We start from the raw sequence: 17,355 nt of genomic DNA on the forward strand, positions 1-17,355 counted from the left end.
ATGTTTAATTATCTACTAGCCTCATACCTGTTTGCTCTTGCTGCTCTTGCCTTATTGTTAATAACAAGTTGGCTAGATTATAATAAAATTAAAGTTAGATCAAGTAATGCAAAAAAAGGTAAAAAATAGGTTAAAGTTTATATTATTTTACCTTTTATGCAGTGCTGGGGGAATATATATGATATTATACAATCTTGAAGATAGTATAGTATTTTTTTACCCTCCGTCAAAAATTAACGAGTCAAAACTTGGCAAAGAATTGAGGGTAGGGGGCTTAGTTAAAGTAGGTTCAATCAGAAAAGTGACTGCTGATAAAGTGCATTTTGTCATTACAGATAACATTAAAGACCTAGAAATATCTTACCAAGGGGTTTTACCCGCCTTATTTCGTGAGAATCAAGGGATAGTAGCTGTAGGTAAGTTATCAGGTAATATATTCATAGCTCGTGAGTTATTAACTAAGCATGATGAGAATTATTCTCCTTAGGCATTAGGGTAATTTACAAGTCACGCTTTAAAGTTGAAAAACCGAAATAATTTTAGGTGGATATGTGCTTACAAACGTCATTGCGAGGAGGTTACTTGCTGCAACCGCCAAAGCAATCCAGCAAAAATACGGTAATTTAATTTTTTTTGTTTCCTAGATTGCTTCGGCGGCACTTCGTGCCTTCTCGCAATGACGTTTGATGTTCTTAATAATTACTTATTTCAACTCTAGAGTGTGAATTTTAAATTACCCTAAATAACAGGAGGTATAAAATGGGAACAAATGAAAAAGAAATTGCTTATAGTGTAATTACAAAAATTTTTAATGAGAAAGGTATAATACTTAATGAAGTTAGTGATGGAACATTAAAGGAAATGATTCATGCAGTTGATATCATAGGTAAAAAAAGTGACCCTATTACAAATAAAGATGAGTTAGTTATACAAAAATATGAAAGAGGTTTAAGTAGTATGCTATCAAACTATCCTCAACTTAAGCCTGTAGCTACGGATATAGCTGCAGGCTTTGAGCAAATTTGTACTGACGCAACAGAGGAAAGGTCTAATGTTATAAAAGCTTCAACATACAAAGCTCTGAAAGAAAATGGTGTTAATATTACTATATCTAAAGAATTACTTGAGATTGAGGAGATAGTTAATGTACTGTATAATATAAGTCATTCTCCAGGATTATCTGCCCAAATTGCTGTACAAAATATACAAGAATTGCAAGAGCACACTAAATTAATATCTGACCAATACTACAAGTTTGATAAAAAGGGTGTTGAAAAAGAATTAATAAAATTAACTGAGTGGTGTGAAAAAAAGGAAGCAGAGATAAAAACACCAGTGTTTAAAAAATTTCAAAAAATAATTTCTTCTGCTGTTTCACTTGTTTCTGCTATTCTTACCAATAAACCGGAGGCTATTGAAAAGAAAAAAGAATTCCAGAAAAATATTAATACACTATTTGTTGATAGTAAGGAGTTAGGTGAATATTTAAAAAATATTAAATCGACTTTAGCTAGTTATAGCACCAACAATATTAATAAAGTTCCTTCCAATGATTCACATCAAGAGACAAAAATAAAAGCAATAACAGGTAAAGCAGATAATGTAACTTCTCCTCAACATCTAAAACCAAATATTAAAGGTGGATTTACCCGTAGTTAACAGGGTAATGTAAGAGTCATAATTAATAGTTGTTATAGATATAAATTACCCTGCTAAAAATATGCCATGAGACAATAATGATTATTCGAATCATCTTAATTTTAACATGTTTTTTTGTAGTTAAAGTACAAGCTTTACCTGTTACTCATGATACAGGTAGCTTACATGATACTGAAATCTCTAGGTACGAAGTTATTCCTAGAGAGGATAGTATTGAGTATATAAAAAAAATAATTAACAAAGCACAGGATAAAAAGACTCATATTACTGTGAAAGGAACACAGCATAGCCAAGGAGGACACAGCTATAGCCGAGGGGGTATAGTTCTAGACTTATCTAATCTTAATAATATAGAACTTTTAGGGACTAGCTTAGTGAGGATACAAGCTGGAGCAACATGGAAACAAGTGATTGAATTCCTAAATCCTCTAGGTTTATCTATTGCTGTTATGCAATCAGATTATGATTTTAGCATAGGGGGTACAGTCTCAACTAATGTTCATGGTTGGCAAGCTAATAAACCGCCAATGGTTTCTACCATTCATGGTTTTCATATTTTAACTTCTGAAGGAAAGGTAATTTACTGTAATCGAAGCGAGAATTATGATTTGTTTAAAGCTGCAATAGGTGGTTATGGAATGTTTGGAGTTATCATAGATGTTGATCTTAAAATAGTTCCAAATAGATTATATCGGCTGAAACAAGAGATTTTTAATATAGGTGAATTTCCTAGCTACTTTCAGAGAGAGGTTAAAGATAATTCAAAAGCCCATATGTTCTTTGGTAGGTTTTCTATTAGCAAAAGATACTTTTTAAAGAGGCTTATTGTAAAGATATATGAAGATTATGATTTACCAATTGCTAATTCCTCTCTTTCCGTTTTAAACGGAAACGATGAATTTGTTAGCTTATTATTTGCCTCCACTTATAATAACCAATTTTTTAAGAAGATTCGTTGGTATATTGAGACAAGTAAAGCGGCTAACAAAGTTTTTAAAACAGCATCACGAAATCAATTATTATACCAGTCTACAAAAGTCTATACTACTAAAGATCCCCAAAAAATAGATCTGTTACAAGAATATTTTATTCCTATAAACCGTTTTAATGAATTTGTCAGTTTCTTGCAGACTCTTCAAAAGGATATTAGCCCTTATCTTATGAATCTTACCTTGAGACATATTGAGGGAGATTCTGAAACCTTGCTAAATTATGCAAAAGAAGAGATGTTATGCTTTGTGATGTTATTACGCGGTCCTAAAACTGAGAAATTTGATCAAGATATAGGCAGAGTGGCAATTAAGATAACTAATAAAGCTTTACAGTTAAACGGCAGTTATTATCTTCCTTATAGGCCTTATCAAATAAGGTCGCAGTTTATGCAAGCTTACCCAAAATTTCATCAATTTAAAACAATAAAGAATAAATATGATTCAAAGATGATTTTTGTTAATGAATTTTATAAAAACTACTTAGAAGAATTATAATCAAATTTAGTACTATAGTTGTAGTATCACTAGATTATCAGTAGTAAAAACGATGTCACCCCTACTTTCGCAGGGGTGACAATGTTGTGAGTAACTACAACTGTAGTATTAGGTTATTTTACATTTAGGTTATTTATTATGTAATGATGTAAAAATATGCTTTGCAAGAGTTTGGCTGATACCTTTTACTTTAGATAATTCCTCAATAGTAGCATCGCATATTGCTTTATATGAGCCAAAATAATGTAACAAGGCTTTTTTTCGGATAAGACCAACTGAATTTATGTCATCTAGACTAGAAACTTTAATGGCTTTGGAACGGCGTAGCCTATGATTTTTTATAGCAAAATTATGTGCTTCATCACGCAGAATCTGTAAATATTTCATAACTGGCAGGTTTTTATCGATTGTAAAAGACTCTTTACCAGGCATATGAAATTGTTCGCATCCAGCATTTCTGTCAGGTCCTTTTGACATACAAACAAATGGAATTGCAAGGTCAAATTCTGCCATTATTTTTTGTACTACTGATAGATGTCCTTTACCTCCATCAATAATCATTAAACTAACTATACTCTTTAGATGTTCTTTTTTTAATCTTGTAAATCTTCTTGTTAGGACTGTTCTTAGCATTTCATAATCATCACCTCCTTTGGCATCACCCCCATTGGCATCTCCCTTGGCAACAGCTATATTAAAAATCCTATATTCTTTTTTATCGAATCCGGATTTAGTCGCAACGATCATACTACCTACGGCAAATGTTCCCATAATGTGACTATTATCATAAACTTCGATTCTATCTGGTAGTAGTGGTAGGTTGAATAATTGTTGTATTTGTTGGAAGATCATTTGATTTTTAGCAAATTGTTTTAAATGCTGATCAAGTGCTAGCTGGCCATTCAATTCAGCATTTTCTAATAATTTTACTTTATTACCGCGGATAGGGTGTATTATAGACAATTTATTATTACCACTAAGTTGTTTAATAGCTTTAGTTACTAATTCTAGATCAATGATTGGATGATTTATAATTATCTCATCTGGAACTGGATTAGTTTGATAAAACTGATTGATAAATTGTGTTAGAATTTCAGCTTTGCTGCTTTCATCCGTTTGAAACGGAAAGTATGCTATATTTCCATAAGATTGACCAAACCTGTATACAAACAGTTGAATACAATAACAATTATTCTTTTCAACAATGGCTATAACGTCAGCATTTTTTATAGAATTACTAGATAAGGTTGATTTTAGTTGGATATAACTCAGTGCCTTTATTCGGTCTCGTATTTCAGCAGCAGCTTCAAAACGTAATTGTAGACTTAATTGTTCCATTTTGTCAGACAGAGTTTTTTGTAGTTCCTTAGTTTTGCCAGTTAAGAAGTCTCTTACTTGGCTAACCAGCTCACTATAATCTTCTTTACCAATTTTGCCAACGCATGGGGCAGAGCATCTACCAATTTGGTATTGTAAACAAGGACGCTTGCGGTTCTTAAAATAATTATCACTACAAGAACGTAGTTTAAAAATTTTTTGTAATTCTTTTAGGGTAGTATCTACTTGCTCTGAAGAAACAAACGGACCAAAGAATTCACCACTAGATAAATTTTTTCCTCTATATTTAATTAATTGTGGGTAATCAGTATCCAAACGTAATTTGACATAGGGAAAAGATTTATCATCTTTAAGTAATATGTTAAATTTTGGCTGAAACTTTTTGATTAATTGTGCTTCAAGTAATAAAGCTTCAATTTCGGAGTTAGTAACATTATACTCTAAATGATGTGTTAGAGATACCATGCGTATTGTTTTATTGTCAAGATCAGTTTTAATATAGTTAGTAAGGCGTTTTTTTAGATTCTTAGCTTTCCCCACATAGATAACTTGCTGATCAGCACCCAGCATTTTATAAACCCCAGGAAGATTAGGAGCATTCTCAAGATGAGATTTTATTAATTTACTACCTATAAGTTTAGATTTTTGTAACATAATTTAATTTAACCTCAAGTATCGATGTAAGGATGGTTTAATAGCCCTGATGTCACCCCTGCGTAGGCAGGGGTCTAAAAAAGTCTAACAAACCCTCTCGGTCTATTTTTCTAGATTCCTGCCTACGCAGGAATGACATGGATCTTTCGCAGGGACATCATCACAACTATCGAAAGTTCGATAATAGAGATGATACTAAGCCTAGTATTAACTTGTTACATCGAATTCAGATTTAGTTCTATCGTCCCATAGAACCTAGCTTTTTGGTAATTAATCCTATGCAGAAGACTAACAAACTGCACATAGTACCAACAAAGACCCCCTTTAGACGAGAATTATGAGTGAAAAAATATGTCCAAATGAGAAAAGATGTGATCCCGCTTAATCCACATAAAACCATCATTCTTTGTGTTATAGTAATGTTGAAAAGAGCAAATATTAGAGGGACTAATATTAGTGGTCCCCAAAATCCGGTAATAAACATTACTAAATCAATTACATTATTAAATTTTAAGGCAATAATTATTGCAAAGCTACCAATTACGACATTAGTAATTCTAGCAATTAACAATAATTTCTTTTGATTTTGTATTTTAAAAATAGGATTTAATAAGTCCTTCACTAAGGCTATTGAGGTGACATTTAAATCAGAATCAGCGGTAGACATAACTGCTGCAAGTAAGCCAACTATCACAAAGCCTTGTAACCCTGAGGGTACTATTTGATCAATTAGGTGTGGTAATGCAAGATTAGAAGAATAGTTGGGATAAAGATTATAGGCAATCAGACCATTTAAGGTGATAAATATTAAGAATATAGCATATATAACTGATTTTATATATATAGCGGTACTAGTCTTTTTTGCATTATTATTAATTAGAGCCCTCTGAATAAAATTAGGATATAAGTTCATTACACAAAAACCTAGCATGGCAGTTATCGTATTAATAAATATCTCACTGGCAAAATTATTATTATAGATAAAATACACTTTTTCACTAGGTAGTTGTTGGATAAATTCACTGATGCCAACTTTATTGAGACCACATATGGCAATAACTGGAATAGCCATTATCATTGCAAAGAATTGTAATAAATTAGTAAACATAATCGATTGTAATCCTCCAATAGTTGTGTAGATGATAACAATTCCATAACTTAATATTACTCCTTCTAAATAATTAATCTTTAAAATATATTGAAAAATATAACCACTAACGCTAATTTGGGCAGCAACAAAGCCTATAGATACCATAACAGACGCAGTGCCAGCAATAAAACGGCCTGATGTACTATAATATTTTACCATTATATCGCCGACACTTTCTGCTCCATAATGTTTAGTTATTTGGGGTACAAGATAAATAGCTATGAGTATATCGATTGGTAGAGTGAGTATTAGTCCGTAGCTATACGATAAATCACCGGAAAAGGCTTTTTCAGCAATACCAAAAGTAGCACCTCCCCCAACAGATGAAGCGAAAATAGTTGCAACCAATAATAGTTTACTATTGCTAGTCTTACCTTGAACGGTAGCATAATCTGTAAAACTTATAAGTTTAGATCTGTAGTATGTACCAACAACAAGTATCGATACCAAGTATACTAATACAATAATATTATCAAGGGTCATTCTAACTATTTTTATTGAAAGTGGCAGAGTATAGTACAAAAAAACTTTTTTGTATTACTTAAAGTACACTTATATGTTTGGAGTTCTAGGGGTAATACCATTTCCCATTATTAACTACGCTAATACTACAGTTGTAGTCATTACCCAAAGGTGTCATTCCCGCGTAGGCGGGAATCTAAAAAAATAGCCTAAAAGACTATTAAACATTATTAGATCCCAGCTTTCGCTGGGATGACATCGTTTTGACATTAGTACTACAACTGTAGCACTAAATAGCGTAGTTAATAATGGGAAATGGTATAATATCATCCTTATGACGCGAATTAGGGTTTATGTATATTTGCGTATTCAATAACTGCAATCATCTTTATATATATCTTTTCTATGTTTTATAGCGACTATGAAAATCATTTTAATTTTTGGATCAATTCTATAGACAATACGATAATCGCTAACTCGGAGGCGTCTATGGCCTTTCAGGCTGTAACGTAAAGGTTTTCCAAAACCAATAGGATCGATTATCAAACGCTCTTCAATAGCTTTTTTAATAAGTGCCTTAGCTTTTGTAGAGAGAGAAGGAATGTGTTTGTTTATTACTTCTTCTAAATAACGTACTTGATATTTTACTTCCATGCATCATCATGGCTATAAGTTTTGACACCGTCCTTATCAAGTTTCTCTGCTACTTTAGATAGATAGAAGTCCTCACGCATTTCTAAAGCTTCAAGAGCTAATTCACGCACTAAACTCGCAACAGACTTATGCTCCTGATGAGCTAAATGTGAAAGTAAACCAGCAGTTGTTTCTTCAAAAGTTACATTGATTCTTGGGTTTTTTGTTGCCATGATGTATAGTTTTATTAATGTTTTACTCGATAATCAAGTTTTTCCTTAACCGTCATCGCGAGGCATCTTTAGATGCCGTGGCGATCCAAGTAAACAGCGAAGCTGTTTTTTCTAGTATGCTTCGTGTATCATGGATTGCCGCGTCGCCGCTTTCAGCGGCTTCTCGCAATGACGTATTTTTTAATAATGCTAAAAAACTTGATTATCGAGTTTTAGGATAAGTGTAGTGTAACACTTTTACATCACTTTGTCAAGGGATATCAGAAACAAGCAATGCTACAAGATCGTTTGTTGCCTTCGAGTATTTGTAAGTGAATTTTGGTTATAGGTCTAGGCAATATTTTTTCAATTAGTTCTGGCCATTCAATTAGACAAAGATTACCCTGAAAGGCTTCTTCTATACCTAGTTCATAAATTTCTTCTAAGCAGTTTAAACGATAAAGATCAAAATGATAAATCGTGAATTTTGATGTTGTATAAATTTGTAGTAAATTAAAAGTAGGGCTGATGATATGAGTAGCAGGACCACAAAAATACTTTATAATCTCTCGACATATAAATGTTTTTCCGCAGCCTAAATCACCGGAAAAAGTTATAATGTCACTAGATTCTAAATTTTTAGCAATAGTTTGTGCAAACGATATAGAGTCTTGTTCATTGTTTAAAATAATAGACTCTTGTTGAAACTTCATTGGATATTCAAATTTGGTGGTGATCAATAGAAGCTAACGCGAATTCGGGATAAGAATTTGTCAATTCTTATCCCAAATTCGGTAAAATTATAGAAACAATCAGATTTGAGACGGCTCTGTATCTGATTGTTAAATTAATATTTTGCTAAAAACATGATTTTAAAAAATTAAAATCATGTTTTTAGCTTTAGAAAGGTTTAAAATGCATTCGCAAAACCGCTTTAAGAATGCATTTTTCCTTACATTAAAGCCAATTCGGGATAAGAATTAACTAATTCTTATCCCGAATTGGGGTAAGCTAGGAAACTGGCTGTTTCTCCTCTTCTAGGCGATCAACCTTAGTTAAGAACCAATCTGTATTTTTAGAGATAAGGCTTCTAGAAAATGTCCATTCTTCTTGCATATATTTTATACTACTAGTTATTTTTTCACCTGTGAATAATACTTTTATGAAAATATTATTAGCAAATGTATACGCTTCAGAAATTTTGGCATCTAGTACGCTGCCATTGACAAATTCTCCATAGGTTTCAGAAAAAATATGGAATTCTTGTATATATCTTTTATCCACCAATGTAAGTAAATCTTCAATATCATCATCATTAGAGGCTTCAATGATCAGTTCCAAAGCTGCTTTTGCACTATGTAAAAATTTTCTTGCTTTAAATGATGGAAGTTTAGCCGATACAGCTGCAAGACCAGCTATTATAGCAGTGGAATTCTCTTCAACTATTAACCCATCAAGCTCCATAGGGTTAATAGGATGGATTTTTACCACGCTATGAGGCAAATTATTCTTAAAAATATTACCAGCAGCAGTTTTTGCTGTATAAGTAACGTCTTTGATTCCTGTTTCACCGAAAAAGGAAGATTTGCGTTTAGCTGGATCATCCTCTGATGTAGAGCCAAGAGTAGCAATTAGCCTATTTATAATAATAAAAGCGACTCCAGCAAAAATTAACAACTCTATTATTTGAGCAGACATTAATATAACTCTATTAGTTTGAATTCTTTATATATCCCTAAATTCGATGTAACAAGTTAACACTAGACTCAGTGCCATCCCTGTTAGGGTTGATGTCATTCCTGCGTAGGCAGGAATCTAAAAAAATAGACCAAGAAGGTTTGTTAGACTTTTCTAGATACCAGCTTTCGCTGGGATGACACCCTAGGCTATTAAACCGATGTCTTACATCGAACTTAAGATTATACTTATTCTATTGTAAAATTTAAAGATTTGGAAGTTATTTATGCACCAAAATACTTAGTGCAAGTACAAAATATGTTATAAGTGATAATTATTATTTATTTTAGGTGAATATGATAACAAAATATTTTAAAAAAATCTTTAAAGCTAAGTCCTGTAAATCACATACATTTATTGATTTTACTACTCTAGGGAATTCGGAATTTAGGGATGTAAAAGTTGGTATAGAGGCATATCGTAAAAATGTTATAGTTTATCGATGTGTGAATTTAATAGCACAGTCAGCAAGCCATGTGCCTTGGATAGTTAGTAAAAATAATCGAGGATCTTTTGAAAGAATAGCAAATCATCCTGTTTATAATTTATTGAAAAGGCCTAATCCAGAAAAAGCAGGGGCAGATTTTTTCGGTGAAGTGATAGCAAGTAAGCTGTTATATGGTAATGCCTATATTTTAGCTACGTTAATGAATAATCGTCCCCGGGAAATTTACTTACTGCCTAGCAATGCAACTGAGTTAGTGTTAGATAAGAACTATCCAGTAGCGTATAGATATATGAGTACTAGTGGAGAGAAAATTTATCCTATCTCAGCAATTAATCGAATGAGTAAGGTATTACATTTAAAAAATTATCATCCTACTAATTCGTGTTATGGATTATCTTGCCTTGATGCTGCTTCTTTATCAATTGATTTGCATTCACAAGCTACTAGCTGGAATAGCTCTTTATTAAGGAATGGAGCTCGTCCAAGCGGGGCGTTGATAGTCAAAGAGAGTAATGGTTATCTTAGTGACGAACAGTTTGATAGGCTACACGAGCAGCTTACGGAGAAATTTACCAGTAGTAATAATTCTGGTAAGCCTCTTCTTTTGGAAGGAGGACTTGATTGGCAAGAAATGAGCATTAATCCAAAAGATATGGATTTTATTGAGGCAAAAAATTCGGCAGCTAGGGAAATAGCTTTAGCTTTTGGTATTCCCCCTCAATTGCTAGGTATTAATGGCGATAATACCTATAGTAATATGCAAGAAGCTAGATTAGCTCTTTGGGAAGAGACGTTAATTCCTTTACTTGATAAATTATCAGATGCCTTAAGTAACTGGTTGTCACACTGGTATCAAGAGGAAATTATTATTGATTTTGATCGTGATAGTATTTCAGCATTAACAGAAAAACGCGAAAATTTATGGGCTAAAATCTCGAATGCTAGTTTTATGACTTTGAACGAGAAAAGGTCTCTTGTCGGTCTTAAACCAATAGATGGTGGGGATAGATTATGACAAAAGACACAATTACTACGTTATATAGTTTTATTGCTAGAATTGTTTCCCTCCTCGAAGATGAACTAGACGAACTAGGATCAAAGAAATCCAAGGGGGAGATAATAATTAAGAAAAATATTACGGAAACGCTGAATAAATTAGTCAATTTAATTATTCAGTTAAATAAGCTCAGCAAAGATGAGGATGTAAATGAAAACACTATAGTGAAAGAAGAGGATGAAGCAATCATCTCCGAGTTTCTTCAATGTCATTCCCGCGACGGGAATCTAGATCCTCGCCTTCGCGAGGATGACATTGGGAGCAGAAATGACATTGGAGGCGGGGATGATACTGAGCGTAAGGATGACGGCATATGACGCAAATATCAATGACTTATCCAAAGAAGTTATTACATGCAATATTGAGACAAGACTTTAATAGTTTCATAAATAAAGTGTTTAATACAATTAATCCTGGGATAGAATATCAAGCCAATTGGCATATTGAGCTTATTGCTGAATATTTACAAGCAGTACAAAAGGGTGATATTAAAAGGTTAATAATCAATATGCCGCCTAGGTCTCTAAAATCTGTGTGTATTGGAGTGGCATGGCCAGCTTGGATATTGGGACATGATCCAGCAAAAAGGATCATGTCTGCCAGCTATTCTCAAGTGTTAAGTGTAAAACACTCTTTAGATTGTCGTTTTGTACTTACTTCCGACTGGTACAGCCAAGTTTTTCCTAAGACCGTTTTAAGTAAAAAACATAATCAAAAAAGTAAGTTTATGACAAAGGATAATGGTTTTAGATTTGCTACGTCAGTTGGAGGTTCAGCAACAGGCGAGGGGGGTGATATACTTATTATAGATGATCCTCATAACCCGAGTCAAATCAACTCACCAAAAATGCGAAAGCGAGTAGTTGAATGGTTTGAACAAACTTTTGTCACTAGACTTAACAATAAGAATACAGGAGCAATAGTATTAGTTATGCAGAGATTACACGAAGAAGATTTAAGTGGGTATTTGCTTCTTAATTCCAATTCTTGGCATCACTTGAAAATTCCAGCTATGGCCAAACGAGATCAAGTATATTCTATTAATAATTATAAATATCAATATGTTAAAGGTGATATTTTACATGGTTTTCGAGATAATCCTGAATATCTTATAAAATTAGAACAGGAAATTGGTATACATAATTATGCTGCTCAATATTTGCAAGAACCAATAGCTAATAATTGTATATTATTGAATATGGAGGATATTAGCTTTTATGAAATATTGCCGGAGAAATTTGATTATTTCGTGCAGAGCTGGGATACTGCCATTAAAATTTCAGAAAATGCTGATTATAGTGTTTGTACCTCTTGGGGCATTTTAGATAAAAAATATTATCTTGTATCAATGTTCAGGCAAAAACTTACTTATCCAGAGTTAAAGAGTCAAGTAGAGAAATTAGCCAAGAAATATTGTCCTAAATATATATTAATTGAAGATAAAGCAAGTGGTCAGCAAGTTATACAAGATCTAAGATTAGACGGAGTTATTAACATAGTTGCCATAAAACCAAAACTTGATAAAATCACTAGATTCTCCTCAGTTTTAGCTTTATTCCAATCTTCAACCGTAGTTTTACCAAAACAATCGGCTTTTAATACTACACTACTTAACGAATTGTTAAGTTTTCCACATTGCAAAAATGATGACATAGTTGATTCAGTCAGCCAATTTTTGAATTTTATAAAGAAACAATCTAACAAAGCAACAGTGAGAATACGGGGGTTTTAGTTGGCTATATTTATAAATCATCCCCTGTTTGCTTTTTGTACAAATTACAAACATTCTGAAACCATTTATTACGCCACTCACCCCCTACCGGGTGAGTAGCAAGAACTTTTTTTAGTGCAGTTACAAATTCAAGACGACTATTAAAAGGTGTATATGATGGATTCTTTGCATACCAAGTTGCTGGTCTAATATTAAATATTTGATTTTGTTTCCATTGGATTTTTAATGCTGATCTTTCTGATGGGCAGCAAATTTCCCATACTTTCTTTAACCAAATATTCTTTATCATAATATCTGACTTTAATGCTGCATATTCAAAAATCAAATAATCAGCATTAAGTCTATATGACGTTAATTCGGGATAAACGTCAGTTCGGGATAAGATATAGATGAAATAGTAATAGATAAAAGGATTGTCAAAAAGGAGTGCCTGCAGTATTTATATTTTTAAACAAAAAAACAAACTACAGGCATGAAAAAAGATATCACAGAATTATATAGTTTTATAGATGATTTTTGTAAAATTTATTTGGAGTATGAACAGAGAAAGTTATTACCATCAAATAAGCAGAGAAATCGCTGTTGTAGCATGAGTTTAAGTGAAATGTTAACAATAATAATTATGTTTCATACATCCTATGCTAAGAATTTTAAATTTTTCTATAAAAGTTATATAGAGTGCATGCATAAGGATGATTTCCCTAAAGCCTTGAGTTATAATAGATTTGTTGAATTAATGGCACGATTATTCATACCGCTAAATATGTTGATTCATTTGTTGTTTGGTGAAGAAACAGGTATTTATTTTATTGACTCTACAACGATTAAAGCTTGTCACAATAAAAGGCGTTATAGCAATAAAGTTTTTAAAGGATTAGCCAAACATAGTAAATCCTCTATGGGGTATTTTTATGGTTTTAAATTACATGTAATAATCAATAATAAAGGGGAGTTTATGGCATTAAAAGTGACCAAAGGCAATGTAGATGATAGGGTTCCAGTACCGGAGTTAACAAAAAGATTAACTGGAATTATAGCAGCTGATAAAGGTTATATTAAGCAAAATTTGTTCTTAAATTTATATGAAAGAGGCTTAAAAATGATTCATGGAATTAAGAAGAATATGGAAAATAAATTAATGGATTTGAAAGAAAAAATCTTACTTCGAAAGCGTAACTTAATTGAAACAGTTTTTGATTATCTAAAAAATAAAATGAACCTTGAACATACTAGACATAGATCACCAATAAATGCCTTTGTCCATATATTATCTACTCTTGTTGCTTATTCATTAAAGAAAAATAAACCTTCAACAAAATTTGATTTTAATCTACATGTTCTCAATATCCTTATCCCGAATTGACGTGTATTGAATGGAGTGTTATATTTTAACAATCAGGTGTAGAACCTCTTCAAACCTGATTGTTTCTATATATAACACGAAAGTTCGATGTAACAAGTTACATCGAATTTAGGTTACTTACGATAATTAATGCTAACTACTTGATTTTCTATATCCCAGCTTTCGCAGGAATGATATAATGGCGGCAGGGGTGACATCACCCCTAATGGCGATGATTACTTAAGCCTACTATTAATTTATTACATCGATACTTGAGGTTAGAAAATAATTTTCATCAAAACTAAAGATTATTTCTCCCCTTTTTCTTAAAGCTTTGTTATAATCACTCTTAATTAACCTGAATTTGATAGTAATAAGTTAATAATAGGCTCAAGTAATCATCCCCGTGAGGGTTGATGTCATTCCTGCGAAGGTAGCGGGGTCTAAAAAAATAGCATACAAGGTATGTTATATAGTTTTATATCCCAGCTTTCGCTGGGATGACATATACGATGAAACGATGTCATTCCTACGAAAGCAGGAATTTAAAGAAATAGATAGGAAGGGTGTAGATATTCTAGATTCCCGCCTACGCGGGAATGACATAAAGGGAAGCGGGGATGACATAATGGCGGCAGGGGTTGACATAACCCATAATGGCGATGATTACTTGAGCCTACTATTAATTTATTACATCGATAGTTGAGGTTAGTATACTTAAATCTTATAATTTAATATGAGAATAAATGAATAAAGAATTTGTAAGACATTTCCTAATAGGCTTTTTTAGTGTATTTAAAATATCTCAAACGACAATAAGAAAAAAGCCAGAGACAGATTTGCTTGAGTACTTTATTAAAATAGAAAAAGATATTAATTCAACATTTCAAGAAATAAAAAAAGAATATGAAAGATAGTAAAAGTTTTTTTGCTAATAACAATAGGTTGAATAAAGGATATTTAAAAGTTAGTAATCCTAAGGAGTCTGATAATAGCTTCTATAGTAAGAAGTTTGCACATGTTTTGCCACCTATAGATTTAATGGCAGAATATGAAGATATTTATCCAGGAACATTGACAAAACTAATGGTCATGGCAGAAAAAGAGCAAGCACATAGACATCAGATGGATATTAAAAGTATTGAGGTTTATGAAAGCGTAACAAAAAAAGGTAGAATAAGTAGCATTATATTCATGATAATGGTCTGTATTACTATTGTAGTTTTGGCTGTGTTGGGGCATTTTATGATTGCCAGTATTTTCACTGTTTCAGTATTGGTAGGCATAGGAACTGGAATATTCTTATCTTCTGCTAAATTTACTAAGCGGAGAGACTATACTAGAAGGTGAAATTATACCCTATAAGATATAATTAACATCTAATACAAATAATTGAGTAAAGATTATGAGTAAATTACAAAAAGAAATGCAAGAAAGGCAGCAAAGTCCTTTTAAGTATGTGGTTTTTAGTGGTGGTGGAGCTAAGGGTGCTGGATATTCTGGTGTTTATGAGGGCTTGAATGAATCTAAAGTAATTGAAGGGGTAGAAGCAGTTGCAGGATCATCGGCAGGTGCAATAGCTGCAGCAGTGACCGCATTTGGTACACCACCTAAAGAATATGAAGCTATTTCAAAAAATACAAACTTCAAAGATTTACTTGGGACTCAAGGATTTTCAATTGGTCCGGTGCCGCTTAGCAAAGATGGTACTCCATTATACGAACTTGTAGATAAGACTATAAGAAAAAGTGCTTATAATTTTTTAAAGGGCAAGAACTTTGGGGAGCTTGCTACAGCGAGACATGAAAGGATTTCAGAAGAACTAGGAGAGTTGGACAAAAAAAGGCAAGATCTTTTAAATACGATTGAAACATTAAAACAACAAGATGATAATAATAGTCAGCAGATTGCTGATATAAATGAAAATATTCGAGGTTTAGATTTTCAGGAACAAGATTTTAAAAAACAATCCAAGAAAATTCAAGCTATAATAGAATCTAATGGTAAAGAATTCATTGAATTAACAGACAAATGTCAAAAGGGTGGCGAAATCCTTTTTAAGGATTTAGCTCTTTTAAGACTTCTTGATCCAGTGCAATTTAAAGACTTATTAATTACTGCAGTAAGGCGAGATGATAGTACTTTACAAATTTTTAGTGCTGAAAATACTCCTAATGTTCCAATTGCTAGAGCTTGCCATGCTTCCGCTTCTCTTCCTTTAGTTTTTCAACCTGTGAAAATTGATGGTGTCGAATATGTCGATGGGGGGTATAGAGACAATACTCCTATAGGCTATTTCCCTGAAAATGACAGTAAAGTCGATATTGCGGAAGAGTTGGATGGTTTTGAGAATGTTACCCTAGCAAAAAAGCAAGGTAGGGTTTTGGCTCTTGCCTTCGGTAGTGGCATGGATGATTCAGCAAATATTGCTATATATAGTGCCAAGAATTTTGAAGGTCCAAATGTCCTAGTGAAATTTTTACTTGATGTAGTATATAAAATGCTAGCTAAAGTTGGTGGAAATTTTATATACACAAAAACTAATGAAAAGACTTTTGATGATTTACGTGAGAATGCATTAAATACGGTTACATTAGATACTCAAGGTATATCTACTCTCAGCTTTGATGATGCTGAAAAATATGCAGGTTACTTACATATTAAAGGTCGTTTTCAGACTTTGGAGTATTTAGATAATTTTGAACTTGGTAAAGGGGTAGATAAAGCGTTTGAACAACAAAAATTTCTCCTAAATGTTTATGAAGTTTATGATAATGAAAATTTGAATAAAACTTTTTTTAATAAGCTATTAGATCATATAGCCCCACCGGAAGAAACTAAGAAAAAAAACTCTTGGCAAGATCGTGATGTTATGCGAAATCATCAAGAAAAAGCTGACACATTGTTATCTTTTTGTACGGAAGAACGCTGGCAGAGAAAAGATAACAATACTGTATTAAAAGAGTATGTAATAGTTGCAGCAACTGCACGCAATAATGAAGTCAGAAATGATACCAAGTCTATAGAATCGCTGATTAAGACCTTAAATAATCCAACAACACCGAGTAAAATTAAAAATGATTTTGTAGAATTATTAGCTATTGATAAAAAACAAGATCAGAGATTTGATACAAGTAAAAGTCCAGCAAAGAATATTACTGAATTTAAGTTTACAAAAGAAGATTTTAATGATTTTCTAGGTAAAAATAAAAGTGAGGCATTTCGAATTAGTAGTGGAGGAAAGGGAGTAGGGCAGGCTAAGGGTGGATGACCATAAATATGGAAATTAATTATGGGAATAATTATGCAAATTACTACGTCTATTAGCGAAAAGGCATAAACCGACGAAGCAATCTATTTTTGGTTACTTTTATGTATAATACTCGTTGTAATGACTCTTTGTTCATTATATCCTCTCGTTGAATAGCTGGATATTTATGAGCA

The 17,355-nt window shown here is 32.5% G+C and carries 18 protein-coding genes and 1 pseudogene; 12 read left to right on the plus strand and 7 right to left on the minus strand.

What is annotated here, in order from left to right; all coding sequences use genetic code 11:
• The 4 genes from ACN1AG_RS06105 to ACN1AG_RS06120 all read left to right on the plus strand — a co-directional run bounded on the left by ACN1AG_RS06105 (position 1) and on the right by ACN1AG_RS06120 (position 3,146).
• Positions 1-129 (plus strand): hypothetical protein, encoded by a 129-nt coding sequence (locus tag ACN1AG_RS06105; protein ID WP_341758824.1) that lies wholly within the window; start codon positions 1-3, stop codon positions 127-129.
• Positions 107-487, plus strand: a complete 381-nt coding sequence (ccmE, locus tag ACN1AG_RS06110; RefSeq protein ID WP_341753758.1) for a cytochrome c maturation protein CcmE — start codon at positions 107-109, stop codon at positions 485-487. Before ACN1AG_RS06105 ends, ccmE begins: the two co-directional genes overlap by 23 nt.
• Before the next feature lie 272 nt (positions 488-759).
• Complete coding sequence (locus tag ACN1AG_RS06115) at positions 760-1,659, plus strand: hypothetical protein (protein WP_417904709.1); 900 nt, start codon at positions 760-762, stop codon at positions 1,657-1,659.
• A 77-nt stretch (positions 1,660-1,736) separates the two neighbouring features.
• Complete coding sequence (locus tag ACN1AG_RS06120; RefSeq protein ID WP_417904710.1) at positions 1,737-3,146, plus strand: FAD-binding oxidoreductase; 1,410 nt, start codon at positions 1,737-1,739, stop codon at positions 3,144-3,146.
• A 129-nt stretch (positions 3,147-3,275) separates the two neighbouring features.
• Here the strand turns inward: ACN1AG_RS06120 and uvrC are convergent, their stop codons facing one another.
• The 6 genes from uvrC to ACN1AG_RS06150 form a co-directional block, all read right to left on the minus strand.
• Positions 3,276-5,138, minus strand: a complete 1,863-nt coding sequence (gene uvrC / locus ACN1AG_RS06125) for an excinuclease ABC subunit UvrC (protein ID WP_417904711.1) — start codon at positions 5,136-5,138, stop codon at positions 3,276-3,278.
• Positions 5,139-5,376: 238 nt separating this feature from the next.
• Positions 5,377-6,771 (minus strand): sodium:solute symporter family protein, encoded by a 1,395-nt coding sequence (locus ACN1AG_RS06130; RefSeq protein ID WP_417904712.1) that lies wholly within the window; start codon positions 6,769-6,771, stop codon positions 5,377-5,379.
• Positions 6,772-7,119: 348 nt separating this feature from the next.
• The gene (locus tag ACN1AG_RS06135; protein ID WP_417904713.1) at positions 7,120-7,404 is read right to left on the minus strand and encodes a type II toxin-antitoxin system RelE family toxin; all 285 of its coding nucleotides are present in this window, start codon (positions 7,402-7,404) and stop codon (positions 7,120-7,122) included.
• A complete protein-coding gene (locus tag ACN1AG_RS06140; RefSeq protein ID WP_341754689.1) occupies positions 7,395-7,616 on the minus strand; it encodes a DUF6290 family protein in 222 nt (73 codons plus the stop codon). Before ACN1AG_RS06140 ends, ACN1AG_RS06135 begins: the two co-directional genes overlap by 10 nt.
• A 260-nt stretch (positions 7,617-7,876) precedes the next feature.
• A complete protein-coding gene (tsaE, locus tag ACN1AG_RS06145) occupies positions 7,877-8,308 on the minus strand; it encodes a tRNA (adenosine(37)-N6)-threonylcarbamoyltransferase complex ATPase subunit type 1 TsaE (protein ID WP_417904714.1) in 432 nt (143 codons plus the stop codon).
• Positions 8,309-8,606: 298 nt separating this feature from the next.
• Complete coding sequence (locus ACN1AG_RS06150) at positions 8,607-9,293, minus strand: hypothetical protein (protein WP_417904715.1); 687 nt, start codon at positions 9,291-9,293, stop codon at positions 8,607-8,609.
• Between the two features lie 335 nt (positions 9,294-9,628).
• On the opposite strand from ACN1AG_RS06150, the gene ACN1AG_RS06155 reads away from it, so the two are divergent.
• Genes ACN1AG_RS06155 through terL form a run of 3 tightly spaced genes read left to right on the plus strand, consistent with a single transcriptional unit; the run spans position 9,629 to position 12,569 of the window.
• Positions 9,629-10,795 carry a phage portal protein gene (locus ACN1AG_RS06155; RefSeq protein ID WP_417904716.1) on the plus strand — a complete coding sequence of 389 codons (1,167 nt, stop codon included), beginning with the start codon at positions 9,629-9,631 and terminating at the stop codon, positions 10,793-10,795.
• Positions 10,792-11,154, plus strand: coding sequence for a hypothetical protein (locus ACN1AG_RS06160; RefSeq protein ID WP_417904717.1), 363 nt, complete (start codon positions 10,792-10,794; stop codon positions 11,152-11,154). The genes ACN1AG_RS06155 and ACN1AG_RS06160 overlap by 4 nt, the downstream gene beginning before the upstream one ends.
• Positions 11,151-12,569, plus strand: a complete 1,419-nt coding sequence (gene terL / locus ACN1AG_RS06165) for a phage terminase large subunit (protein WP_417904718.1) — start codon at positions 11,151-11,153, stop codon at positions 12,567-12,569. The genes ACN1AG_RS06160 and terL overlap by 4 nt, the downstream gene beginning before the upstream one ends.
• A 10-nt stretch (positions 12,570-12,579) precedes the next feature.
• On the opposite strand, the gene ACN1AG_RS06170 is transcribed toward terL, so the two are convergent.
• The gene (locus ACN1AG_RS06170) at positions 12,580-12,894 is read right to left on the minus strand and encodes an NgoBV family restriction endonuclease (RefSeq protein ID WP_417904719.1); all 315 of its coding nucleotides are present in this window, start codon (positions 12,892-12,894) and stop codon (positions 12,580-12,582) included.
• Between the two features lie 147 nt (positions 12,895-13,041).
• Here ACN1AG_RS06170 and ACN1AG_RS06175 point away from each other — a divergent pair, with 147 nt between their 5' ends.
• The 5 genes and pseudogenes from ACN1AG_RS06175 to ACN1AG_RS06195 all read left to right on the plus strand — a co-directional run bounded on the left by ACN1AG_RS06175 (position 13,042) and on the right by ACN1AG_RS06195 (position 17,182).
• Positions 13,042-13,932, plus strand: a complete 891-nt coding sequence (locus ACN1AG_RS06175) for an IS982 family transposase (protein ID WP_367363772.1) — start codon at positions 13,042-13,044, stop codon at positions 13,930-13,932.
• 385 nt (positions 13,933-14,317) lie between these two features.
• Positions 14,318-14,617 (plus strand): hypothetical protein, encoded by a 300-nt coding sequence (locus tag ACN1AG_RS06180; RefSeq protein ID WP_417904720.1) that lies wholly within the window; start codon positions 14,318-14,320, stop codon positions 14,615-14,617.
• Positions 14,618-14,657: 40 nt separating this feature from the next.
• On the plus strand, positions 14,658-14,828 hold the full coding sequence (locus tag ACN1AG_RS06185; protein WP_341758338.1) for a hypothetical protein: 171 nt from the start codon (positions 14,658-14,660) through the stop codon (positions 14,826-14,828).
• Positions 14,818-15,129 (plus strand): annotated as a pseudogene (locus ACN1AG_RS06190) (DUF2335 domain-containing protein); the annotation flags it as partial. The gene ACN1AG_RS06185 and the pseudogene ACN1AG_RS06190, both read left to right, overlap by 11 nt.
• Before the next feature lie 187 nt (positions 15,130-15,316).
• A complete protein-coding gene (locus ACN1AG_RS06195; RefSeq protein ID WP_417904721.1) occupies positions 15,317-17,182 on the plus strand; it encodes a patatin-like phospholipase family protein in 1,866 nt (621 codons plus the stop codon).
• Positions 17,183-17,355 lie beyond the last annotated feature (173 nt).

The organism is Candidatus Tisiphia endosymbiont of Micropterix aruncella (genome assembly GCF_965178575.1).
Taxonomy (GTDB): Bacteria; Pseudomonadota; Alphaproteobacteria; order Rickettsiales; family Rickettsiaceae; genus Tisiphia.

Coding starts and splice junctions, on each gene's coding strand:
- ACN1AG_RS06105 (WP_341758824.1), top strand. CDS start 1: ATGTTTAATTATCTACTAGCCTCATACCTGTTTGCTCTTGCTGCTCTT.
- ccmE (WP_341753758.1), top strand. CDS start 107: ATGCAAAAAAAGGTAAAAAATAGGTTAAAGTTTATATTATTTTACCTT.
- ACN1AG_RS06115 (WP_417904709.1), top strand. CDS start 760: ATGGGAACAAATGAAAAAGAAATTGCTTATAGTGTAATTACAAAAATT.
- ACN1AG_RS06120 (WP_417904710.1), top strand. CDS start 1,737: ATGATTATTCGAATCATCTTAATTTTAACATGTTTTTTTGTAGTTAAA.
- uvrC (WP_417904711.1), bottom strand. CDS start 5,138: ATGTTACAAAAATCTAAACTTATAGGTAGTAAATTAATAAAATCTCAT.
- ACN1AG_RS06130 (WP_417904712.1), bottom strand. CDS start 6,771: ATGACCCTTGATAATATTATTGTATTAGTATACTTGGTATCGATACTT.
- ACN1AG_RS06135 (WP_417904713.1), bottom strand. CDS start 7,404: ATGGAAGTAAAATATCAAGTACGTTATTTAGAAGAAGTAATAAACAAA.
- ACN1AG_RS06140 (WP_341754689.1), bottom strand. CDS start 7,616: ATGGCAACAAAAAACCCAAGAATCAATGTAACTTTTGAAGAAACAACT.
- tsaE (WP_417904714.1), bottom strand. CDS start 8,308: ATGAAGTTTCAACAAGAGTCTATTATTTTAAACAATGAACAAGACTCT.
- ACN1AG_RS06150 (WP_417904715.1), bottom strand. CDS start 9,293: ATGTCTGCTCAAATAATAGAGTTGTTAATTTTTGCTGGAGTCGCTTTT.
- ACN1AG_RS06155 (WP_417904716.1), top strand. CDS start 9,629: ATGATAACAAAATATTTTAAAAAAATCTTTAAAGCTAAGTCCTGTAAA.
- ACN1AG_RS06160 (WP_417904717.1), top strand. CDS start 10,792: ATGACAAAAGACACAATTACTACGTTATATAGTTTTATTGCTAGAATT.
- terL (WP_417904718.1), top strand. CDS start 11,151: ATGACGCAAATATCAATGACTTATCCAAAGAAGTTATTACATGCAATA.
- ACN1AG_RS06175 (WP_367363772.1), top strand. CDS start 13,042: ATGAAAAAAGATATCACAGAATTATATAGTTTTATAGATGATTTTTGT.
- ACN1AG_RS06185 (WP_341758338.1), top strand. CDS start 14,658: ATGAATAAAGAATTTGTAAGACATTTCCTAATAGGCTTTTTTAGTGTA.
- ACN1AG_RS06195 (WP_417904721.1), top strand. CDS start 15,317: ATGAGTAAATTACAAAAAGAAATGCAAGAAAGGCAGCAAAGTCCTTTT.